Raw genomic sequence first — 17,409 nt, forward strand, 5'->3', positions numbered from 1 at the left:
CCGGGCTCACCGGCCGCCACCCCCGCCCGCCCCCCCCCCGCGCCGGGGGCGCCGGCGGGCCCGGCCCCGGGCCCTCCCGCCCCCCCCCCCCGGCCCGCCTGACCTCGGGGTGAGCCGCCCTCACCCCGGGGTCAGAGGGAAGGGTCCTGCATCAGGATGGCCTGGTACAGGTGGTGGAGCCGCCGGCTCGGCTTGAGCCCCAGCTCGTCGTCCAGCCACTTGCGGGTGCGGTGGAAGATGTCCACGGCCTCCGACTGACGGCCGCAGCGGTACAGCGCGATCATCAACTGCTCGCTGAAGCGTTCCCGTTCGGGGTACTGGGCGAGCAACTGCTTGAGTTCGGCGACCACCGCGCCCGCCTCGCCCGACTGGAGCTGCGCCGCGATCAGGTCCTCGCGGGCGGTCTTGCGCTGTTCGTCCAGCCGCAGGGCGACGGCGCGGCACCACGGCCCGTCGCTGGTGTCGAGCAGGGCCGGTCCGCGCCACATGGCCAGTGCCGACCGGAGGGTTTCCATCGCTTCGTACGGCCGGTGTTCGACCAGCCCCGCGCCCTTCTCCGCCGTCCGCAGGAAGCGGTACGCGTCGACCGCCTCCTCCGGAACGGTCAGCGTGTACCCGTTGTCGACGGTTCTGATGAGTTCCTGGTCCGGTCTCTCCAGGCCCAGTTCGGCCAGTGACTTCCGCATGCGCTTGACGTTGGCCTGGAGGGCGTTGCGCGCGTTCTTCAACGGCGCCTCCCCCCAGAGTTCGTCGATCAGTTCGTCGAAGGCGACCACCTGACCGGCGTTCAGGGCGAGCATGGTGAGCATGACGCGGTTCTTCTTCGCCCGTAATCCCACGGTGCGCTGACCGTCGCCGATGAGAAGCGGGCCCAGTATGGAGATGTGCACAAAATTTCCCCGTTCTTAGCGATGAACTCCAGCCACGAGCTTGTCCGTTGAGTCCTCGACGAACCACTACCATCAGGGGTCGACTTGTTTGAAGGGGACTGAAAAAGGGGAGAAGCCCGGGTATCATTCGCGCCGGTCAAGTATCGGACACGGGTGGCTGATCCGGCCATGTACCTTCGTACATGAGTTGGTGGACTTGGGCCACCAGGCCGGCCTGGAGCCGGGACTCCACGCCCAGCTTCGCCATCACGCTGGCGACATGGGCTTTCACCGTACGTTCCGTGACGTGCAGTCGGTCGGCGATGCCGCGGTTGGAGTGACCCGTTCCGATCAGGTCGAAGACCTGCCGCTCCCGCCCCGAGAGCGTGCCCACCCGGGCGAGTTCATCGCGCCAGCGCGTCGCGGCGAGGCCGCCGTCACCGTGCTGGCCCACCACCACACCGCCCCCGCTTCCGTGGCGCGTCCCGTCGCCGGTGCGGCCTCGTGGGCTGCGCGCTTCGACGAACGCATTAGCGATTCTACAACTCTCGTAACAAACCATCACGGCACGGGCGACGTCAAACGCCTTGTCGTGGATCGGGGCTCCGGTCGTGCGCGGACGAAGCGGCCGGGGCGGGAGCGATCCCCCGCCCCGGCCGTCCGGCCGGTCGTGACCGGTTGTTACGGAAGGGTCGATCGGGCCGCCGCGGAGGCCGCCGCCGCGGCCACGATCGAGGGCAGCCGAGGGGGGCGGGCGGACGACTGACGGGCCAGCCGGGAGGGCCACCAGGTCTTCCAGCCGAGCAGGGTGATCATCGCCGGCAGCACCACGATCCGGATCACCGTCGCGTCCAGCAGCACCGCGCAGGCCATCCCCACGCCCATCTGCTTCATCTCGATGTAGTTGAGCGAGGCCAGCAGCGCGAACACGCAGACCATCACCGCAGCCGCGCTGGTGACCACCCCGGCGGTGCGGGTGATGCCCTGCTCGACCGCTTCCCGCAGCGACAGCCCTCCGCGCGCCGCCTCCCGGATCCGGCTGACCACGAAGACGTGGTAGTCCATCGACAGCCCGAGCAGGATCACGAACAGCATCAGCGGCATCCAGGCCACCACCCGGCCGGTGGACTCGAAGTGCAGCAGGTCCTCGGCCCAGGTGTGCTGGAAGATCAGCGCGAGCACGCCGAACGAGGCCGCGGTGGAGAGCAGGTTGAGCGCCACGGTGATCAGCGCCAGGACGATCGAGCGGAAGGCCAGCGCCATCACCAGGAAGGTCAGCACCAGCGCCACCCCGAGCACCCAGGGCATCTTGTCCATCACGTTCGCCCGGTAGTCCACGTCATAGGCCACGTCACTGCCGCCCACCGCGAACCGCGCGCCCGCGACGGCGCCGAGGGTCTTCGGGGCGAGGTCCTCGCGGAGCCTGGCCAGTGAGGCGCGGGCCTGGTCCGAGCCGCTGTCGAACCGGGTGCCGATCGCCACGGTGGCCACCGTGCCGTCCGCCGAGGTCCGCACCACCGGCGCCGGGTCGTGGACGAAGAGGTCGTCGGTCAGCGTCCGCCGGACCAGTTCGTCGACGGCCGGGCCGAGTTCGGCGCGCTCGCCGGGCGGCACCCGCACCGCCACCAGGTGGGTGTCGGGCTGGCTCGGGAAGGACTCGGTCAGCCGCTGGTACGACTGCATCGCCGGGATCGACCGGGGCAGGTCGTCGATCCCGGTGGCCTTGAGCTTGAGCCCGAGTGCGGGCAGCGCGAGCAGCAGCAGCGCCGCCACCGAGGCCACCAGGGCGATCACCGGGTGGCGCAGCGAGGGCTTGAGCATGGTCGACCAGAGCCGGGGCTTGACCCCGCCCTTCTGGGTGAGCCGCCACACCAGCGGAACCCGGGGGGTGTCCAGGTAGCGGCCGAAGCGGGACAGCATGGCCGGCAGCACCGTCAGCGAGGAGATGATGGCGATCGACACCACGATCACCGCGCCGGTCGCCATCGACTCGAAGGCGACGTGTCCGGCCAGGTAGAGCGCGCCCATCGAGACCAGCACCACCACCCCGGAGACCAGTACCGAGTGCCCGGAGGTGGCGGCCGCGATCTCGATCGCGTCGATGTTGTCGCTGCCCAGCGCCCGTTCCTCGCGCTGGCGTTTGAGGTAGAACAGCGAGTAGTCCACGCCGATCGCCATGCCCATCAGGACGATGAACGGAGTCACCGGACCGGAGTCCGGGACGACCTGCGAGGCGACGCCCCACAGCCCGAGCCCGGCCAGCACCGAGGACAGGCCGAGCACCACCGGCACGCTCGCGGCGACGATCGCGCCGAAGACGAAGACCATCACCAGCAGGGTGACCGGCAGGCTGAGCACGGTCGCCTTGCCGAGGTCCCTGCTGAGCATGTCGTCCAGCCCGGCCTTGATCGAACCGGAGCCGACCAGTTCCATCCGTACGTCGCCGTGGTCCTGCCGGGCGGCGTCGACGGTGTCCAGCAGCGGCTGCACCCGGTCGGCGGCGGTCTCCGGATCCCCGTCGAGGGTGACCGGTACGAGCAGGGCGGCGCCGTTCGGGGCGGACTGCGGCGCGCCGATCGAGGCGATTCCGGTGAGGCGGCTCAGGCCGCGGGTGGCGTTGTCCACCGCCGCCTGGGCCCGGACCGGGTCGAGCCGCCCGCCGTCCCAGGAGCTGACCAGCAGGTTCTCCACGGCCCGCTCCTGGAGGCCGCCGGTCCGGGCGATCGCGGCGGCCCGGCCGGACTGGCCGATGGAGAGGTCGGAGTTGGTCGCCTGCCGGGTGCCGGTGAGGCCGCCGACCACCAGCGCGCCGACCACGAACGCCACCCAGAGCGCGATCGCCCACCAGGGGTGGACCGCGCTCCACCGGGCCGCCCTGGTGATCACGTTCCTGCCTTCCACGATCACGTTCCCCTCCTTCTCGGCGCAGTCGCCCGGCCCGGGCACCGGCCGGACCAGGGGTCCGGCCGTGCGGCACGGTGTGCGTTCGTACCGAGAAATCTAATGACGATCCGACCCGCGACCACGGGTACAACTACGCCGATTCGAGGGGGAGTTTCTTCTACTTGACACCCGGCCTCGCCGTCCCGCTGTCACCGCGTCGGACCGGAGTCCGCGGGTGCTCATGGATACCACAGGCCCCACGACACGGCGAAGGGTTCGGCGCCCAACAGCGCGACGGACCCCGCGTACGGCTCCGGCGCCTCCGGCAGCGGCAGGTCGGCGACCCGCCAGGGGCCGGCCAGTCCCGCCGGGGCGGGGGCGTCCGGGACGTCCGGGATCCGTACCGTGGCCTGGGTGGCGGCGTGGGCGACCGGGAGGGCCAGGCCCTCGGTGAGCCGGCCGCCCGAGGCCTTCACGCAGGCCTCCTTCCTGGTCCACAGCCGGGCGAACGCCGGACGGCCGCCCAGGGCCACCAACTCCCGCTCCTGGGAAGGGAAGAAGCGCCGGGACAGCCGGTCCACGTCCCGGCCGGAGCGGACCGTCTCGACGTCCACCCCGACCGGCCGCGGGGCCACCGCGAGCAGCGCCAGCTCCCCCGAGTGGGACAGGCTGAAGTGCACGCCGGGCGCGTCCGCCACGGCCGGCTTGCCCCAGCGGCCGCGGCTGAAGCGCAGCCGTTCCGGCGGGCGGCCCAGCCGCGCGCCGAGCAGGATCCGGGTGGCGGCGTGCGCGACGACGAAGCGGCGCCGCAGCCCGGGCAGCCGGCCGCTGCGGGCGCGGGCCCGCTCCTCGGGGTCGAGCAGCCGCTCCAGCGCCGCGAGCTCCGACTCCGCTGCGGGATCCGGCCGTTCGGACCCCGCCGCGGAGTCCGGCCGTCCTCCGGTCAGCGGGATGCGCCAGATCTCGACGGCCTGTCCGGTCCCGTTCAGAGCCGGTCCACCTTTCCGGTGTGCAGCCCCTGGAAGAGGTTGAGCTTCTGGATGTTCCTGGTCCCCTCCATGAACTCCACGCCCCGGGCGTCCCGGGCGAGTTTGTCCAGCAGGGGGTGGTCCAGCCGGGCACCGGGGCCGAAGAAGCCGGGCGCGCGCAGGGTGACCTCCTCGGCCACCTGGCAGGCCCGCGCCTTGGCCGCCGAGGCGAGGTACCCGTCGGAGGGCCGGCGGTCCACCGCGAGGGCGGCCCGGTAGGTCAACTGCCGGGCCGCGTCGATCCGTCGGCCCAGTGCCTCGTAGGCGTCCCGCTCAGCGCCGCACAGTTCCTTGCGGTTCTCGCCGATGTAGTCGTGCGCGGCCCGGGCGATCCCCAGGGCGATCGCCGCGACGGTCGGCCGCAGCCGGTTGAAGACCGAGACGATGCCCCACATCCCGCGCCGGGTCGGCGACAGGTGGGCGCCGAGCACCCGCTCGGCCGGAACGTGCACCCGGTCGAAGGTGACCCGGCACAGCTGCACCCCGCGCAGGCCCAGGGTGGGTATCGGCTCGGCCCGGTAGCCGGGGTCGGCGGTGTCCACCAGGACGGCCAGCACGCCGAGCCGCTCGGTGCCCGCGACCCGCGCGAAGACGGCGCCCAGCTCCGCGCGGGCGGCGTTGCCGACGTAGCGCTTCTCGCCGTCCAGCAGGTAGGAGCCGTCGCCCAGCGGGGTCAGCGTGGTGCTCATCTCGCCGATGGCGGAGCCGCGGTCCGGTTCGGTGAGGGCGAAGGAGGTCCAGCACGGGCGGTCGGCCAGGCGGCCGTAGACCCAGTCCCGCTGGGCCGGGCTGCCGAGCACGCCCAGTAGCACCCCGGTCATCGACGCGCCGGGGGAGCCGAGCAGCATCCCGGCGTCGCCGCGGGCCAGCTCCTCGCTCACCACGGCCCGCTCCAGGGTGGCCAGGCCGTGTGCGGGGCCGCTGCCGGGCTCGGTGCCCGCGCGCTCCCAGCCGGGGGGCGTCAGATGGCCGGCCAGGAAGCGGACGGCGGGCAGGTCCAGGTAGTGGTGGACGGCCTCGGGGTCGCGGTCCAGTTCGAGGGCGCCCGCGCGCAGGTCGTCGGCCCACGCGCGGACGTGGCGGCGGGCGCTCCGGAGCTGGCTCGGCAGGATGGTCATCTGACGCCTCCGGGCGCGTCGAGGTGCTGGGCCGGGCGAGCGTCGGTGCGCTGGGCCGGGAGCGCGGCGAGGAAGGGGGCCACGGGAGCGTCGGCGAGGTGGTCGACCGGAGCGTCGTGGTGGTGGGCGACGGGACCGGGCCGGCCGCAGTAGACGTCGGCGAGCAGCTCGGAGGCGTAGGCCTCCCGGCCGGGTCCCTCGGCGGTGAAGCCGTGGGCGCCGAGCAGCCGCAGCAGGGCGCGGTCGACCTCGGTGATCTGCGCCTGCAGCCGGGCGAGGGCGCGGGTGTCCAGCGGGTGGGCGGGGGAGCACGGGTCGCACTCCCCGTCCGCCTCGGCCAGGTCGTCGAGCACGCCCGCGATCTCCAGCTGTTCGATCAGGGCGTCCGCGAGCGCGCCCTTGACCAGCTGCTGCAGCAGCAGCGAGGTGCCCTCGACCCGGCGGGCGTCGAGGTAGGCGACGCAGGCCTCGCGCAGCCGCTCGGAGTGTCCGAGCCGCAGCCAGGCCAGTCCGGTGTCCCAGGGCCGGGGGCCCGGATCGGCCCGGTCGGAGCCCGGATCGGGGTCGAGGCCGGGATCGGGATCGGGGCCGGCCGGGGTCCGGGGAGCGGGGGCGGGGTGCAGCACGGCGAGCCCCGGCAGCGGGCCCGGCGCCTCCTCGGCCGGCAAGTCTCCGTAGCCGTCGAGGAGTTCGCGCGGCACCACGGCGTGTCCGCGGGGGCCGCGCGGTGGCGCGCCCGGGGAGAGCGCGCGGGACAGCAGGGTGAGGGCGGGTACGAGGCCGTCGGTGCGCGCACCGGCCCTCGCCTCGCGCCAGTGCTCCTGGACCTCGGCCGGAACGGTCATCTGTGTCTCCACTCCCCCGTGTCGAGCGTGCAGTAGGCCAGGGCGTCGCGGTCCCGGTCGTAGTCGGCGACCACCACCTGGCGGTGGTCGGCGTCGGTCCCTGTCGCGGTGCCGGTGCCCGGTCCGGCGTCGGTTCCGGCGACGGCGTCGGTTCCGGCGACGGCGTCGAGCAGTGCGGACCAGCTCCCGGTGGCCGGCCGTCCGGCCGCCCCCTTGGTCAACGGGCCCTGGTGTGCCGGTAGTTCAGGTCCTCCGGCGAGACCGGCGCCGGCCACCAGGGCGGCGCCCGCGGGCCAGTGCGCGAACAGGGCGGATCCGGGCCGCCCGAGGGCCTGCCCGCCCAGCGGGCGGTCGCCGCCGTCCCAGTGCAGCAGTAGCGCCACGGCGGCGTCGCCGTCCAGGCCGGCCGGGGAGCCGGCGGGCAGCGGGAACGGCTGGGTGCCCTGGTCCACGGCCAGCAGCAGCAACCGCGACCAGCCGCACCGCCGGGCGTACTCCACGGCCACCCGCAGCGCGCTGAACGGCGCCAGCCGGCCCTGGTCGGACAGCGCGAAGGCGAGCGGGCCGCCCGGCAGCCGCCGCTGGACGCAGGAGGCGACCAGCTCGGTGTGCTCGAAGTCCGGTGCGGCGTAGGCGATCACCGCCACCTCGGGGGCGTCCCCGGCGTCCAGCGGCCCCAGCGCGTCCAGGGCGCCGTAGGCCAGCTCCACCGAGGTGCGCCGCCCGGCGGCGGCGAACTGGGCGCGGTCGAAGGGGGCCCGGTACGGCGCCCCGAGCTCCGCGTAGAACTCCTCCCGCGCGTCCTCCGGCCGGTACGGGGCGCTCGGGCCCGTGGGGGCGTACCGGGCCGCCCGGACCAGCCGGGGAAGGGCAGCCGGGCCGACCGGCTGCGGGCGCCGGACCGCTGCGGTCGCGCGGAACATGCTCAGGCGCCCGCTTCCCCGGCGACGAAGCCGGCCAGCGCGCCGACCGTCTCGAAGTGGGTCATGTCCAGTTCGTCGGCGTCGAACTGGAGGTCGAGGATCTCCTCGATGGTGATGAGGAGTTCGAGCGCGCTGCTGGAGTCCAGGCCCAGCTCGTCGAAGAGGCGGACGTTCTCGTCTGCGCCGGAGACGTCCTTGTTGAGGACCTCCGAGAGGCCCTTGCGGACGGCGTCGACGAATTTGGGGTCGGTCGTGGTGTCGCTCACGGAGTGCTCCTCGCTGTGGTCCCGGCCGCCGGTCGGCGGGCGGATGCGGTCGTGCGGTGTCGTGCTGCGCCGTGCGGCGTCCTGCGGTCACGCGGTCACGCGGTCACGCGGTCACGGCCGGTTGTGCGTGGGGTCCCGGGTGGTCCCGGGCGGCTCAGTCGTCCTGCGGGACCGGCCGGTACAGCCGCTGCCCGGCCAGCAGCGCGCCCACGTCGTCGCGCTCGCGGACCAGGTGCGCCCGCCCGTCCAGGACGAGCACCTCGGCCGGGTAGCCGTGGCTCAGGAAGTGCACCGGGGAGGCCGTCGGACCGTACGCACCGGAGCGCTGCACGCCGATCAGCTCGCCGGCACGCAGCGGCGGCATCGGGACCTTCTTGCCGATCACGTCGTTGGGCGTGCACAGCGGCCCGGTGATGTGCCACGGCTCGGTGGCGGGCTCGTCCATCCGTTCCAGCGCGGCCATCGGGAAGTTGCGCTTGACGTACGAGCCGATGCCGACCGCCGCCATGTGGTGGTTGGTGCCGCCGTCGGTGACCGCGAAGTTCTCGCCCATCGAGGTCTTGGTGTAGCGCACCCGGGTCACGTAGGTGCCGGAGGCGGCGACCAGGAAGCGGCCCAGTTCCATGATCAGCCGGGTGTCGGGGTGCCGTTCGGCGAAGTCCTCGACCAGCGGGTTGAGCCCGGCGGCCAGCACGGCGAGGTCGAGGTCCTTCTCGTTGTCGAAGTAGGCGATGCCGAGGCCGCCGCCGATGTCCACCGTCTCCAGCGGGAAGTCCAGTTCGGCGGAGAGCCGTTCGGCCAGGTCGAAGATCCGCCGGGTGTTCTCGACGACCGACTCCTCGGACAGGATCCGGGTGCCCAGGTAGACCTGGACGCCCATCAGCCGCACGTGCGGGTACCGGGTGGCCAGCCCGCGGCCCTCGGCCAGCAGCTGCTCCTCGTCGGTGCCGAACTGACGCGGCTTGCCGCCCATGGTCAGGCCCGAACCCTTGACCTGGAAGCTCGGGTTGACCCGCAGCGCGACCCGCGCGGTGACCCCGCGCTCGGCCGCCAGCTCGTCGATCAGGCCAAGCTCCTCCACCGACTCGCAGACGATCGCGTGGATGCCCTGGTCCAGGCAGGCGGCCACCTCGGCGCGGCTCTTGCCGGGGCCGAGGAAGATGATGTCCTGCGGGCTCACCCCGGCCCGCTGGGCGGTGACCAGCTCGGTCAGCGAGGAGACCTCGGCGCGGGCGCCGCAGCTGTGCAGCAGGGCGCAGACCGAGATGTTGGGGTTGGCCTTCAGCGAGTAGAAGACCTCCAGCGCGGGGTGCAGCGCCTCGCGCAGGCCCCGGAAGCGGGTGGTGATCTCCTCGCCGTCGTACAGGTACAGCGGGGTGCCGAACTCCTCGGCCAGCTCGGTGATACCGAGGCCCTGCACCTCGAATGCGACGCTCACGATCAGCTCCGTTCCGGGAAGGCCGCGAGGCGGCGGGTGATGTCGGTGTCCAGCGCCGCGATCTCCTCGTCGGAGGCGCCGACCAGCACGCCGTACAGCCGGCCCTCGAAGCCCTCCGGGCTGTCCGCGGCCGTGCCGTGCGCGGCGTTCACGGTGGCGTAGTTGTTGACGAACAGGCCGCGGGGCCGCGCGCCCCGGCCGTCGGGCCGCGCGCCGTCGGGCCGCGCGCCGTCGGGTGCCGGGCCGTCCGGCTCGTCCCGTACCGGCTCGTCCAGCAGCAGGCCGTCCAGCCGTTCGGCCAGCTCGGCGAAGGGCAGCGGACGGGTGAGCCGCAGCGGGTAGTGACGGGCGACGGCGACGTCCTCGGGGCCGGCCAGCCCGCCCTCGTGCACCACGTTCTGGTAGGTGGACATGTTGTTGCGGGCGTTGATCTCGATCACCGGGTAGAGGCCCTCGTCCGGGTCGACCATCGCGTCCACCCCGACCACGCCGTAGTAGCCGTCCGCGGCGAGCCGCTCGCCGAGCCGCAGCGCCGTCGCGGCGATCTCCGCGACCTGTCGGTCGGACAGCCGGGCCGGGATGCGGTGGCCCTTGTGCACCCCGCCCTCGGTGAGCAGCTCCTTGACGAAGTCGAAGTGCACCGAGCCGTCCCGGCCCACGGTGAACTGGTAGTTGAGGTCGCAGCGCTTGGCGACCCACTCCTCCACCACCAGCGCCGTGCGCGGCACCCCGGCCCCGTCCTGGGCGGCCCGGGCGGCCTTCTCGGCCTGCTGGACGGCCATCCGGTGCAGCCGGCCCAGCCGGGCCGCGGAGTCCAGCACCACGATGCCCTTGCCGGACACCCCGAAGGCGTCCTTGAGCACCACCTTCCGCCCGGCGTCCAGCAGTTCGCCGGCGGCGGCCACCGCGTCCGCCAGCTCCTCCAGGGTCTCGCAGGCCCAGCCGCGGGCCTGGCGGATGCCCAGCTCGTCGGCCAGGCGGCGGCTGTACACCTTGCTGTTGACCCGCTTGCAGACGGCGGCTGCGGGCGCGGCCAGCGGGAGCCCGGTGCGGGCGGCCAGCTCCTCCTCGACGGCGGAGATGCCGTGCGCGGTCAGCCGGGCGCCGTCGGCGGTGAGACCGGCCAGGGCGTCGAGCAGGGCCGGGTCGGCGAGGGCGTCCTCGCTGACGGTGCGCTGCGGGTCCTGGCCGGCCACCACGTGCACGGTGGGCAGCTGGAGGCCGAGGCCCTCCAGGTAGCCGCGGTAGCCGTCGTCCGGCGCGGTCTTCAGTACGACGTGGTCGTCCTTGCCGCCGAGCAGCAGGGTGAACTCGTCCATCCGGTTGACCACCGCACTGCCCGCGTGCGAGGCCACCCGGGGCAGGGCGGGCTCGCCGAGCGCCCAGTGGTTCTCCACCTCGAAGTTGCCCAGGAACACCAGCGGGGTGTCCGGTGAACCGGAGACCGCGCGCTTGAGTCGCGCGCCGAAGCCGGCGGAGGGAAGGTGCATGTCGACCTCGTCCATTTCTCGTGTGCGCTCGGTCCGGGAAGGAGCCGTCGGTGCTCGACGGCCCCGTTCGTGCCGGACGGTCTCGTCAGTGCTCGAACACCATGGCGGCGAAGGTCGCCCCGAGCCCCACGCTGGTCATCAGGTAGCGGTCGCCGGGGCGCAGCCGCCCCAGCTCGGTGGCCTTCTGCAGGTTGATGAAGGGGTCGGCGCAGAAGCAGTGGCCGGTCTCGCCGACCAGGTCGAGGAAGACCTTGTCCAGCGGCAGCCCGAGCTCCTTGCAGACACCGATCCAGGACAGCCGGTTGACGTTGTGCGGCAGCACCAGCGCCAACTCGTCCAGCTTGCAGTCGGCCTCGGCCAGCGCCGCGTCGATCACCTCGCACAGGCCCGGCCCGTACAGCTCCTGGAACTCCTTGGCGGCGGTCCCGCTCATGATGAACTCGTCGCCGAACTGCGGGTAGGTGCGGGCCGCGTAGCCGATCATCCGGTCCGGGCCGGAGCGGTCCGCGCTCACCAGGAAGGCCACGGTGCCCTCGCCCATGACGGTGACGTCCGGGATGGACTGGGTCTGGGCGGTGCAGGCCTTCTCCCCGGCCACCACCAGGGCCAGCGCGTCCGGGTCCGGGTCGGCGGCGAGCAGGGTGCCGGCCAGGTCCAGGGCGAGCAGGCCGGAGGCGCAGGCGTGGTGCGAGACGACGAACGCGGCGGCGTGCTCCAGGCCGAGTTCGGCTTGGAGCGGACCGAGCGAGGTCATCGGGTACGGCAGCGGCGACGGCATGGTGCGTGCCTGCAGGACGTACTTGACGCGCTGTTCCTGGCCGCGCAGCTCGACCAGCTTGGTGGCGGCGCGCAGCAGCAGCTCGGTCTCGGTGGCCGCCGGGTCGCGGCACACCTCCGCGAGCCCGTAGAAGCGCTGGTAGCGCCGCAGCTGAACGTCCGTCAGTTGGAGTCGCTGCTGGAAGCGGGCGATCGGGATGGTGTCGGGAAGGCAGCTGGAGACCGCCGTGATCGACGTCATGCCCACTACGGTGGCGCGCGGCGCTGACGCTCAGCTGACGCCGGGCTGACCGTCTCCGTGGCCCGCCGCCCGCCTGCCCTCGCCTACCGGTGGCAACGGTGGCGACGGTGGCAACCGTGCCCATCGGTGCCCATAGTGCCTACCGGTGCCTACCGGTGCCTACCGGTGCAGGACGGTGCCGCCGTCGATGACCCAGAGGCCGGCCGGGACGGCGCCGCACTCGGTGACCTCGGTGTGCATCGAGGGGTCGGTCCGTTCCCAGCCGACCCGGCGCTCGCCCTGCCCGTCGGCCGGGTAGAAGGTCAGGCCCGCCTCGGGATGCTGCCCGGGCTGGAAGGGCTGCGGCTCGCCGCCGAGCGGGGTGAGCACCATCCGTGAGATCGGCCCGGTCACCGTGACGGCGCCGTTCCCGGCGACGGTCAGGCAGTCGACGTCGAACTCGGCCCGGATGGTGCCCTCCCGCTCGAACACGTGCTGCACCACGACGTGCCCCCGGGCACGGCCGTCGACCGTACGGGCATCGACCCGGGCGGTGAGCCGCTCGCCCGGGTTGGGGCCCGGGCCGTGCTCGTTGAGCAGCGTCCAGCCGTGCAGGGCGAGGTGTCGGGCCGGTGCGGACGTGGGTGCGGACGTGGGTGCGGCTGCGGCGGTGCCCGCCGTCCCGGCGGCGAGGGCCGTGACGGCGGTGGTGAGTGCGACGGCGGCGGTGAGCTTGCGCATGGTCGGTCCTGGTGGGTCTCGGAGGAGTTCGGGCGGTCGCCCGGCCCCTCCAAGCTCCCAGCCGACCACCGGCCGTGGCCTCCGCCGTGGGGAGGGACCGGCTCCCCCCGGCGGGGGAACCGCCCCTCCTCCACCCGGCGCACCGAGGGGTGTCACCGCGCCGTGTGGCGTATCGCGTCCAGGGCGAGCGCGGCCGCGGCCAGGGCGGCGGCCAGCCCCGCGACCGCCGCCGGCGCCGGGGCGCGCTGCCCGGAGACGCCGAGGAAGTCCAGCCCGGAGACGTGGTTGACCATCCCGTACCAGAGCATCGGGTAGACGGTCTGGAACAGCCGGGGGCCACGGCTGAGGCTGCCGCAGAGCAGCGCCAGGGCGGGGACTAGCAGGGCGCCCGCGAGTGCGCCGAGAGCCGCCCGGGACTGCCCGGCGCCGGCCAGCCGCAGGGCGGGTACGGCGACCACCGCCAGCGCCGGGACGATCCCGGCGAGCAGCCCGGCCAGCCCCCGGCGCAGCGGGGACGGGCAGGCGGCGAGCAACTGGTCGATGCTGCCGCCGTCGGCCCGGTGGCCCATCCGGGCCCAGAGCAGCATCGGCCAGAGCATCGCGAACGGCAGCACCGCGTGGCTCGGCCCGTCCGGTGCGACGCCCGCCGCGGCCACGGCGAGCACGGCCGCTCCGGCCCACCAGAGCCGTTGGCCCCGCACCAGGATCCGCAACTCCCCGAGCAGCGCGTCGTAGCCGATGCGCCCCTGCTGGAGAGCGGTCAGCCGGGCCGGCGCCGACCCGAAGACCGGCCCGGGCGGGGACACCGCCGCGCTCCCGCCCGGCCCGCTCGCCCCGCCCGGCCCGCCAGGCGCGACGGCCCCGGCTGCCCCGATGCCCCGCCGGGCCGGCGCCCCGTCGAAGCGCCGGAACCAGAGCGCCCCGAGCAGCGCGGTCCCCACCGCCGCACCGACCAGCAGCACCCCCGTGGCCGCCGGTCCGAACGCCTCACCGGGCCCGAGGCCGGGCCAGTCGAAGGTGCCGAGCACCCGGTCGTCGGCCGTCAGGCCCACGCCGAACTCCACCCCGTCGACCGGCCGCCCGCCCGCCGCGAGCACCTCCCGGATCGAGGCGGTGATCCGCCGCATGCCCAGCAGGTCCGGCCCGCCGCCGGCCTGCGCGCCCAGCACCACCACCAGCCAGACCGTGAACCAGACCGCCGCCCCCAGCCCGCCGCGCAGCCCCGGCACGGTGTCGAACAGCACCGCGCACCCGGCCACCGCCGCCAGCAGCGGCAGCGTGATCAGGACGTACGGCAGCAGCAGCCGCACCACGTCCACCTGGTCCGAGTCGCCCTTGAGCAGCTGCACCGCGAGCGCCGTCCCGGCCAGGGCCAGCAGCATCGAGCCGAACAGCAGCAGGTTGCTGACGAACTTGCCCGCCAGGTACCCGGTCCGGCTCAGCGGGGTGGCGGCGAGGAGCCCGCCGACGCCGCTGCGCTCGTCCCGCCCGATGGTGCCCCGGGCGATCCCGAAGCCGGCCAGCGAGAGCCACACCGCGCCGCCGAGCGCCGTCACCGTCCCCACGTAGCCGCTGGTGTAGCGGCCGTGCAGGTCGGTCACCTGGAACACCTGCCAGCGGGATTCGCCCACCGGTGCGGCCAGCAGCCCGAGCGCGAGCGTGCCGAGCAGCACGACCAGGTAGCCGGGCCGCCGCCGACGCTCCCGGAAGTCGGCCAGGGCCAGCGCCCAGGTGCGCGTCACCATGCCGCCACCTCCTCAGCCCGCCCCGGCGCGGCCCAGTCGGCGGTGAGCAGCAGGTACGCGTCCTCCAGCCGGGGCGGTACGGGCTGCGCTCCGGGCTCGGGCGCGTGCCGGGACAGCACCCGGGCCCGGACGCCCTGCGGGGTGCGGGTGGTGCCGCCGAGCAGGAACCGCGAGCGCAGCAGCGGGAGCCGGTCGGCGGCGACGGTCAGCTCCCAGACCGAGCCCTCGGCACCGCGCAGCAGCTCCTCCGCGCTGCCGTGGTGCAGCAGCCGCCCGTCGCCCATCACCGCGATCCGGTCGGCGGTGGCGGCGACGTCCGGGACGATGTGGGTGGACAGCACGACGATCCGGTCGGCGCCGAGCCCGCTCAGCAGGGTGCCGAAGCGCAGCCGCTCCTCCGGGTCGAGCCCGACCGTCGGCTCGTCCACGATCAGCAGCGCCGGGTCGTTGAGCAACGCCTGGGCGATGCCGACCCGTTGGCGCATCCCGCCGGACATCGCCCCCAGCCGCTGCCCGGCCGCGTCGGTGAGGTTGACCAGTTCGAGCAGTTCCTCGATCCGGGCCCGGGCGGAGCGCCGTCGCAGCCCCTTGGCGGCGGCCAGGTAGGCGAGGAACTCGCGGGCGGTGAGCTGCGGGTAGACGCCGAAGTCCTGCGGCAGGTAGCCGACGGTGCGGCGCAGTGCTCCGGGTCGGCGGGCGATGTCCACCCCCTCCCACAGCACCCGCCCCGAGGTGGGCCGGGTGACCGTGGCCAGGACGCGCATCAGGCTGGACTTCCCGGCGCCGTTGGCCCCGAGCAGGCCGAGCACGCCGGGCCGGAGCGTCAGCGAGAAGGAGTCCACGGCGCGTCTGCCGCCGCGGTACTGCTTGGTGAGGTCGAGGATCTGGAGTTCGGTCACGTCCTGAATGCTTCCGCTCGGGCCGCCGCGGCACATCTGCCGTTCGGCAGATATCCCAGGGCGGATCCGAGCGGATCCGGGCGGAAAACGCGGAAGGGGTGGGCCTTTCGGCACACCCCTTCAGACCGTCTGATCGCGTGTCAGTCGTCGTCCCCGAGGTCCCCGGGACCATCGAGGTCCCCGAGGTCGCCCCCGGCGTCGCTCCCGTCCGGCGTGCCGCTGATCGCGTACCCCTGGCGGCGCGCCTCGTAGCAGGCCACCGTCGCCGCCGCCGACACGTTCAGCGAGCCGACCCGGCCCAACTGCGGCACGAACACCACCTGGTCGCAGAGCGCCAGCGCCTCGGGCGTGATCCCGCGGTCCTCGTGCCCGAGCACGAAGGCCACCGCCGGGGTCAGTCCGGCGGCGAACATCGGCACCGCGTCGTCCGCCAGCTCCAGCCCGACCACCTTGAAGCCGTCGGCCTTGGCCGCCGCGACCGCCTCGGCGACGGTCTCGAAGTGCTCCACCTTCAGGTACTTGTCGGTGCCCATCGCGGCCTTCTGCGCGCCGGAGGAGCGCACCGACGGGGTGTCCCCGGTCAGGTACAGCTTCTCGGCGCCCATCGCCGCCCCGGTCCGGACCACCGAGCCGACGTTGAACGGCGACTGCAGGTTCTCCAGGATCATCGCGAGCCGGAACTCGTTGCTGCGCCGCCACGAGCGGTGCAGTCGCTTCAGTTCGGTCCCGCGCAGCTGCTTCACGACGTCGTTCCCCGTCCACTCTCGGTGCCCTCGCCCGAATCCGGGCGGGGCCGCGCTTCCAGAATCCGGAACCCGTTGACCGACGCGACCCGGGAGGTCGGGTAGCCCTGCTCGTTGAGCCACTTCTGCAGCGAGTCCGAGCCCAGGTGCTTCTGCACCACGAGGAACGCCGAACCGTCCGGGGTCAGCCGGCCGAGCCAGTGCGTCAACAGCCCGCGCAGCTCGGCCTTGCCGATCCGGATCGGCGGGTTGGAGTAGATGGTGGCGAACCGGAGGTCCTCGGGGACGTCGTCCGGCAGCGCGGCCTGGACGTTGCCCAGCCGCAGCGCCGCGGCGTTCAGCCGGACCAGCTCCAGCGCGCGCTCGTTGACGTCCACCGCCCAGACCGGCAGCCGCTTGCGGCGGCTCGCCCAGGTCAGCGCGATCGGGCCGTAGCCGCAGCCGACGTCCAGGATCGGGCCGCGCACCCGCGGCGGCGGGGCGTGCTCCAGCAGGATCCGGGTGCCCTGGTCGAGCCGGCCGTGCGAGAACACCCCGGTGTCGGTGGTCAGTTCGAGGGTCAGGTCCGGGAGCGAGACCGTGATCGGCCGGCGCTCGCTGGCGACCTCGGGTGCACTGGAGAAGTAGTGCGAGCCGGACATGATTTCCCTGTCGTTCGTGCGGGCCGTCGTCGGTGCGGGCCTCGGGGCCGCGGGGGCCACCGGGTGGGTGCGGTCGGGCCCTCGGCCTGGCACCGATCGTACCCCCGGTGGCCCGGGGCCCGTTCCGCACGGGCACGCGCTGACCAGCGGGCCCGCCGGTCAGCGCGTGCCCGGGGTCCTGCGGGTGGCGATGTTGATCCGGTTCCAGGCGTTGATGGTGAGGCACACCGAGATCAGCTGGGCCAGCTCCGCCTCCGCGAAGTGCGCGGCCGCCCGGGCGTACACCGCGTCCGAGACCCCGCCGCCGATCCGGGTGATCTCCTCGGCCAGCGCCAGCGCGGCCCGCTCCCGCTCGCTGTACACCCCGGCCGGGGCCTCGTGCCAGACCGGCAGCAGGTAGATCCGCTCGTCGGTCTCGCCGGCCTTGCGGGCGTCCTTGGTGTGCATGTCCAGGCAGTACGCGCAGTTGTTGAGCTGCGAGGTGCGCATCTGCACCAGCTCGACCAGCGCCGGGTCCAGACCCTCGCGGGCGGCGGCGTCCAGGGCGATCATCGCGCGGAACACCTTGGGGGCGGTGCGGGCGTGGTCGAGGCGGCGGGCGGGGGTGGCGGTGGTGTCGTTCGTCGTCATGGGTAGAACCCTAGGAGCGGAATGAACCCCTTCCATGGGTCATTCACCTGCGGGATCCGTGGGTCAATTCCGCCCCGGACAACACGCCGGAGCGGCCCCGGCACATCGCGTCCGCGCGCCCGGCGGCGGATACTGCCAGTACCGCCATCCGGG

The 17,409-nt window shown here is 73.8% G+C and carries 17 protein-coding genes; all 17 read right to left on the minus strand.

The features are described from left to right. Positions 1-131 precede the first annotated feature (131 nt). The 17 genes from ACFWIS_RS34965 to ACFWIS_RS35045 all read right to left on the minus strand — a co-directional run bounded on the left by ACFWIS_RS34965 (position 132) and on the right by ACFWIS_RS35045 (position 17,256). The gene (locus ACFWIS_RS34965) at positions 132-890 is read right to left on the minus strand and encodes a BTAD domain-containing putative transcriptional regulator (RefSeq protein ID WP_380461430.1); all 759 of its coding nucleotides are present in this window, start codon (positions 888-890) and stop codon (positions 132-134) included. Positions 891-1,026: 136 nt separating this feature from the next. After that, entirely contained in the window at positions 1,027-1,329 is a 303-nt protein-coding gene (locus ACFWIS_RS34970) for a helix-turn-helix transcriptional regulator (RefSeq protein WP_380461431.1), read from the minus strand. Positions 1,330-1,550: 221 nt separating this feature from the next. Then, on the minus strand, positions 1,551-3,776 hold the full coding sequence (locus ACFWIS_RS34975) for an MMPL family transporter (RefSeq protein WP_380461432.1): 2,226 nt from the start codon (positions 3,774-3,776) through the stop codon (positions 1,551-1,553). A gap of 215 nt (positions 3,777-3,991) precedes the next feature. Then, a complete protein-coding gene (locus tag ACFWIS_RS34980; protein ID WP_380461433.1) occupies positions 3,992-4,450 on the minus strand; it encodes a 4'-phosphopantetheinyl transferase family protein in 459 nt (152 codons plus the stop codon). 287 nt (positions 4,451-4,737) lie between these two features. Beyond that, positions 4,738-5,898 (minus strand): acyl-CoA dehydrogenase family protein, encoded by a 1,161-nt coding sequence (locus ACFWIS_RS34985; protein ID WP_380461434.1) that lies wholly within the window; start codon positions 5,896-5,898, stop codon positions 4,738-4,740. Next, the gene (locus tag ACFWIS_RS34990; protein ID WP_380461435.1) at positions 5,895-6,743 is read right to left on the minus strand and encodes a hypothetical protein; all 849 of its coding nucleotides are present in this window, start codon (positions 6,741-6,743) and stop codon (positions 5,895-5,897) included. Before ACFWIS_RS34990 ends, ACFWIS_RS34985 begins: the two co-directional genes overlap by 4 nt. Continuing rightward, positions 6,740-7,666 carry a hypothetical protein gene (locus ACFWIS_RS34995; RefSeq protein WP_380461436.1) on the minus strand — a complete coding sequence of 309 codons (927 nt, stop codon included), beginning with the start codon at positions 7,664-7,666 and terminating at the stop codon, positions 6,740-6,742. The genes ACFWIS_RS34990 and ACFWIS_RS34995 overlap by 4 nt, the downstream gene beginning before the upstream one ends. Before the next feature lie 2 nt (positions 7,667-7,668). After that, positions 7,669-7,932 carry an acyl carrier protein gene (locus ACFWIS_RS35000; protein WP_380461437.1) on the minus strand — a complete coding sequence of 88 codons (264 nt, stop codon included), beginning with the start codon at positions 7,930-7,932 and terminating at the stop codon, positions 7,669-7,671. A 154-nt stretch (positions 7,933-8,086) separates the two neighbouring features. After that, a complete protein-coding gene (lysA, locus tag ACFWIS_RS35005; RefSeq protein ID WP_380461438.1) occupies positions 8,087-9,370 on the minus strand; it encodes a diaminopimelate decarboxylase in 1,284 nt (427 codons plus the stop codon). A gap of 2 nt (positions 9,371-9,372) precedes the next feature. After that, positions 9,373-10,860, minus strand: a complete 1,488-nt coding sequence (locus tag ACFWIS_RS35010; protein ID WP_380461439.1) for a hypothetical protein — start codon at positions 10,858-10,860, stop codon at positions 9,373-9,375. An 85-nt stretch (positions 10,861-10,945) separates the two neighbouring features. Then, positions 10,946-11,878, minus strand: coding sequence for a 3-oxoacyl-[acyl-carrier-protein] synthase III C-terminal domain-containing protein (locus ACFWIS_RS35015; RefSeq protein ID WP_380461440.1), 933 nt, complete (start codon positions 11,876-11,878; stop codon positions 10,946-10,948). A gap of 159 nt (positions 11,879-12,037) precedes the next feature. Then, positions 12,038-12,598, minus strand: coding sequence for a hypothetical protein (locus ACFWIS_RS35020; protein ID WP_380461441.1), 561 nt, complete (start codon positions 12,596-12,598; stop codon positions 12,038-12,040). 152 nt (positions 12,599-12,750) lie between these two features. Beyond that, positions 12,751-14,343, minus strand: a complete 1,593-nt coding sequence (locus tag ACFWIS_RS35025) for a hypothetical protein (RefSeq protein ID WP_380461442.1) — start codon at positions 14,341-14,343, stop codon at positions 12,751-12,753. Then, positions 14,337-15,278, minus strand: a complete 942-nt coding sequence (locus tag ACFWIS_RS35030) for an ABC transporter ATP-binding protein (protein ID WP_380461443.1) — start codon at positions 15,276-15,278, stop codon at positions 14,337-14,339. Before ACFWIS_RS35030 ends, ACFWIS_RS35025 begins: the two co-directional genes overlap by 7 nt. Before the next feature lie 104 nt (positions 15,279-15,382). Continuing rightward, a complete protein-coding gene (locus tag ACFWIS_RS35035; RefSeq protein WP_380461444.1) occupies positions 15,383-15,985 on the minus strand; it encodes a TrmH family RNA methyltransferase in 603 nt (200 codons plus the stop codon). Then, the gene (locus ACFWIS_RS35040) at positions 15,982-16,626 is read right to left on the minus strand and encodes a class I SAM-dependent methyltransferase (RefSeq protein ID WP_380461445.1); all 645 of its coding nucleotides are present in this window, start codon (positions 16,624-16,626) and stop codon (positions 15,982-15,984) included. Before ACFWIS_RS35040 ends, ACFWIS_RS35035 begins: the two co-directional genes overlap by 4 nt. A gap of 159 nt (positions 16,627-16,785) precedes the next feature. Continuing rightward, complete coding sequence (locus ACFWIS_RS35045) at positions 16,786-17,256, minus strand: carboxymuconolactone decarboxylase family protein (RefSeq protein WP_380461446.1); 471 nt, start codon at positions 17,254-17,256, stop codon at positions 16,786-16,788. Positions 17,257-17,409 lie beyond the last annotated feature (153 nt).

The organism is Kitasatospora sp. NPDC127060 (assembly GCF_042724935.1).
Lineage (GTDB): Bacteria > Actinomycetota > Actinomycetes > Streptomycetales > Streptomycetaceae > Kitasatospora.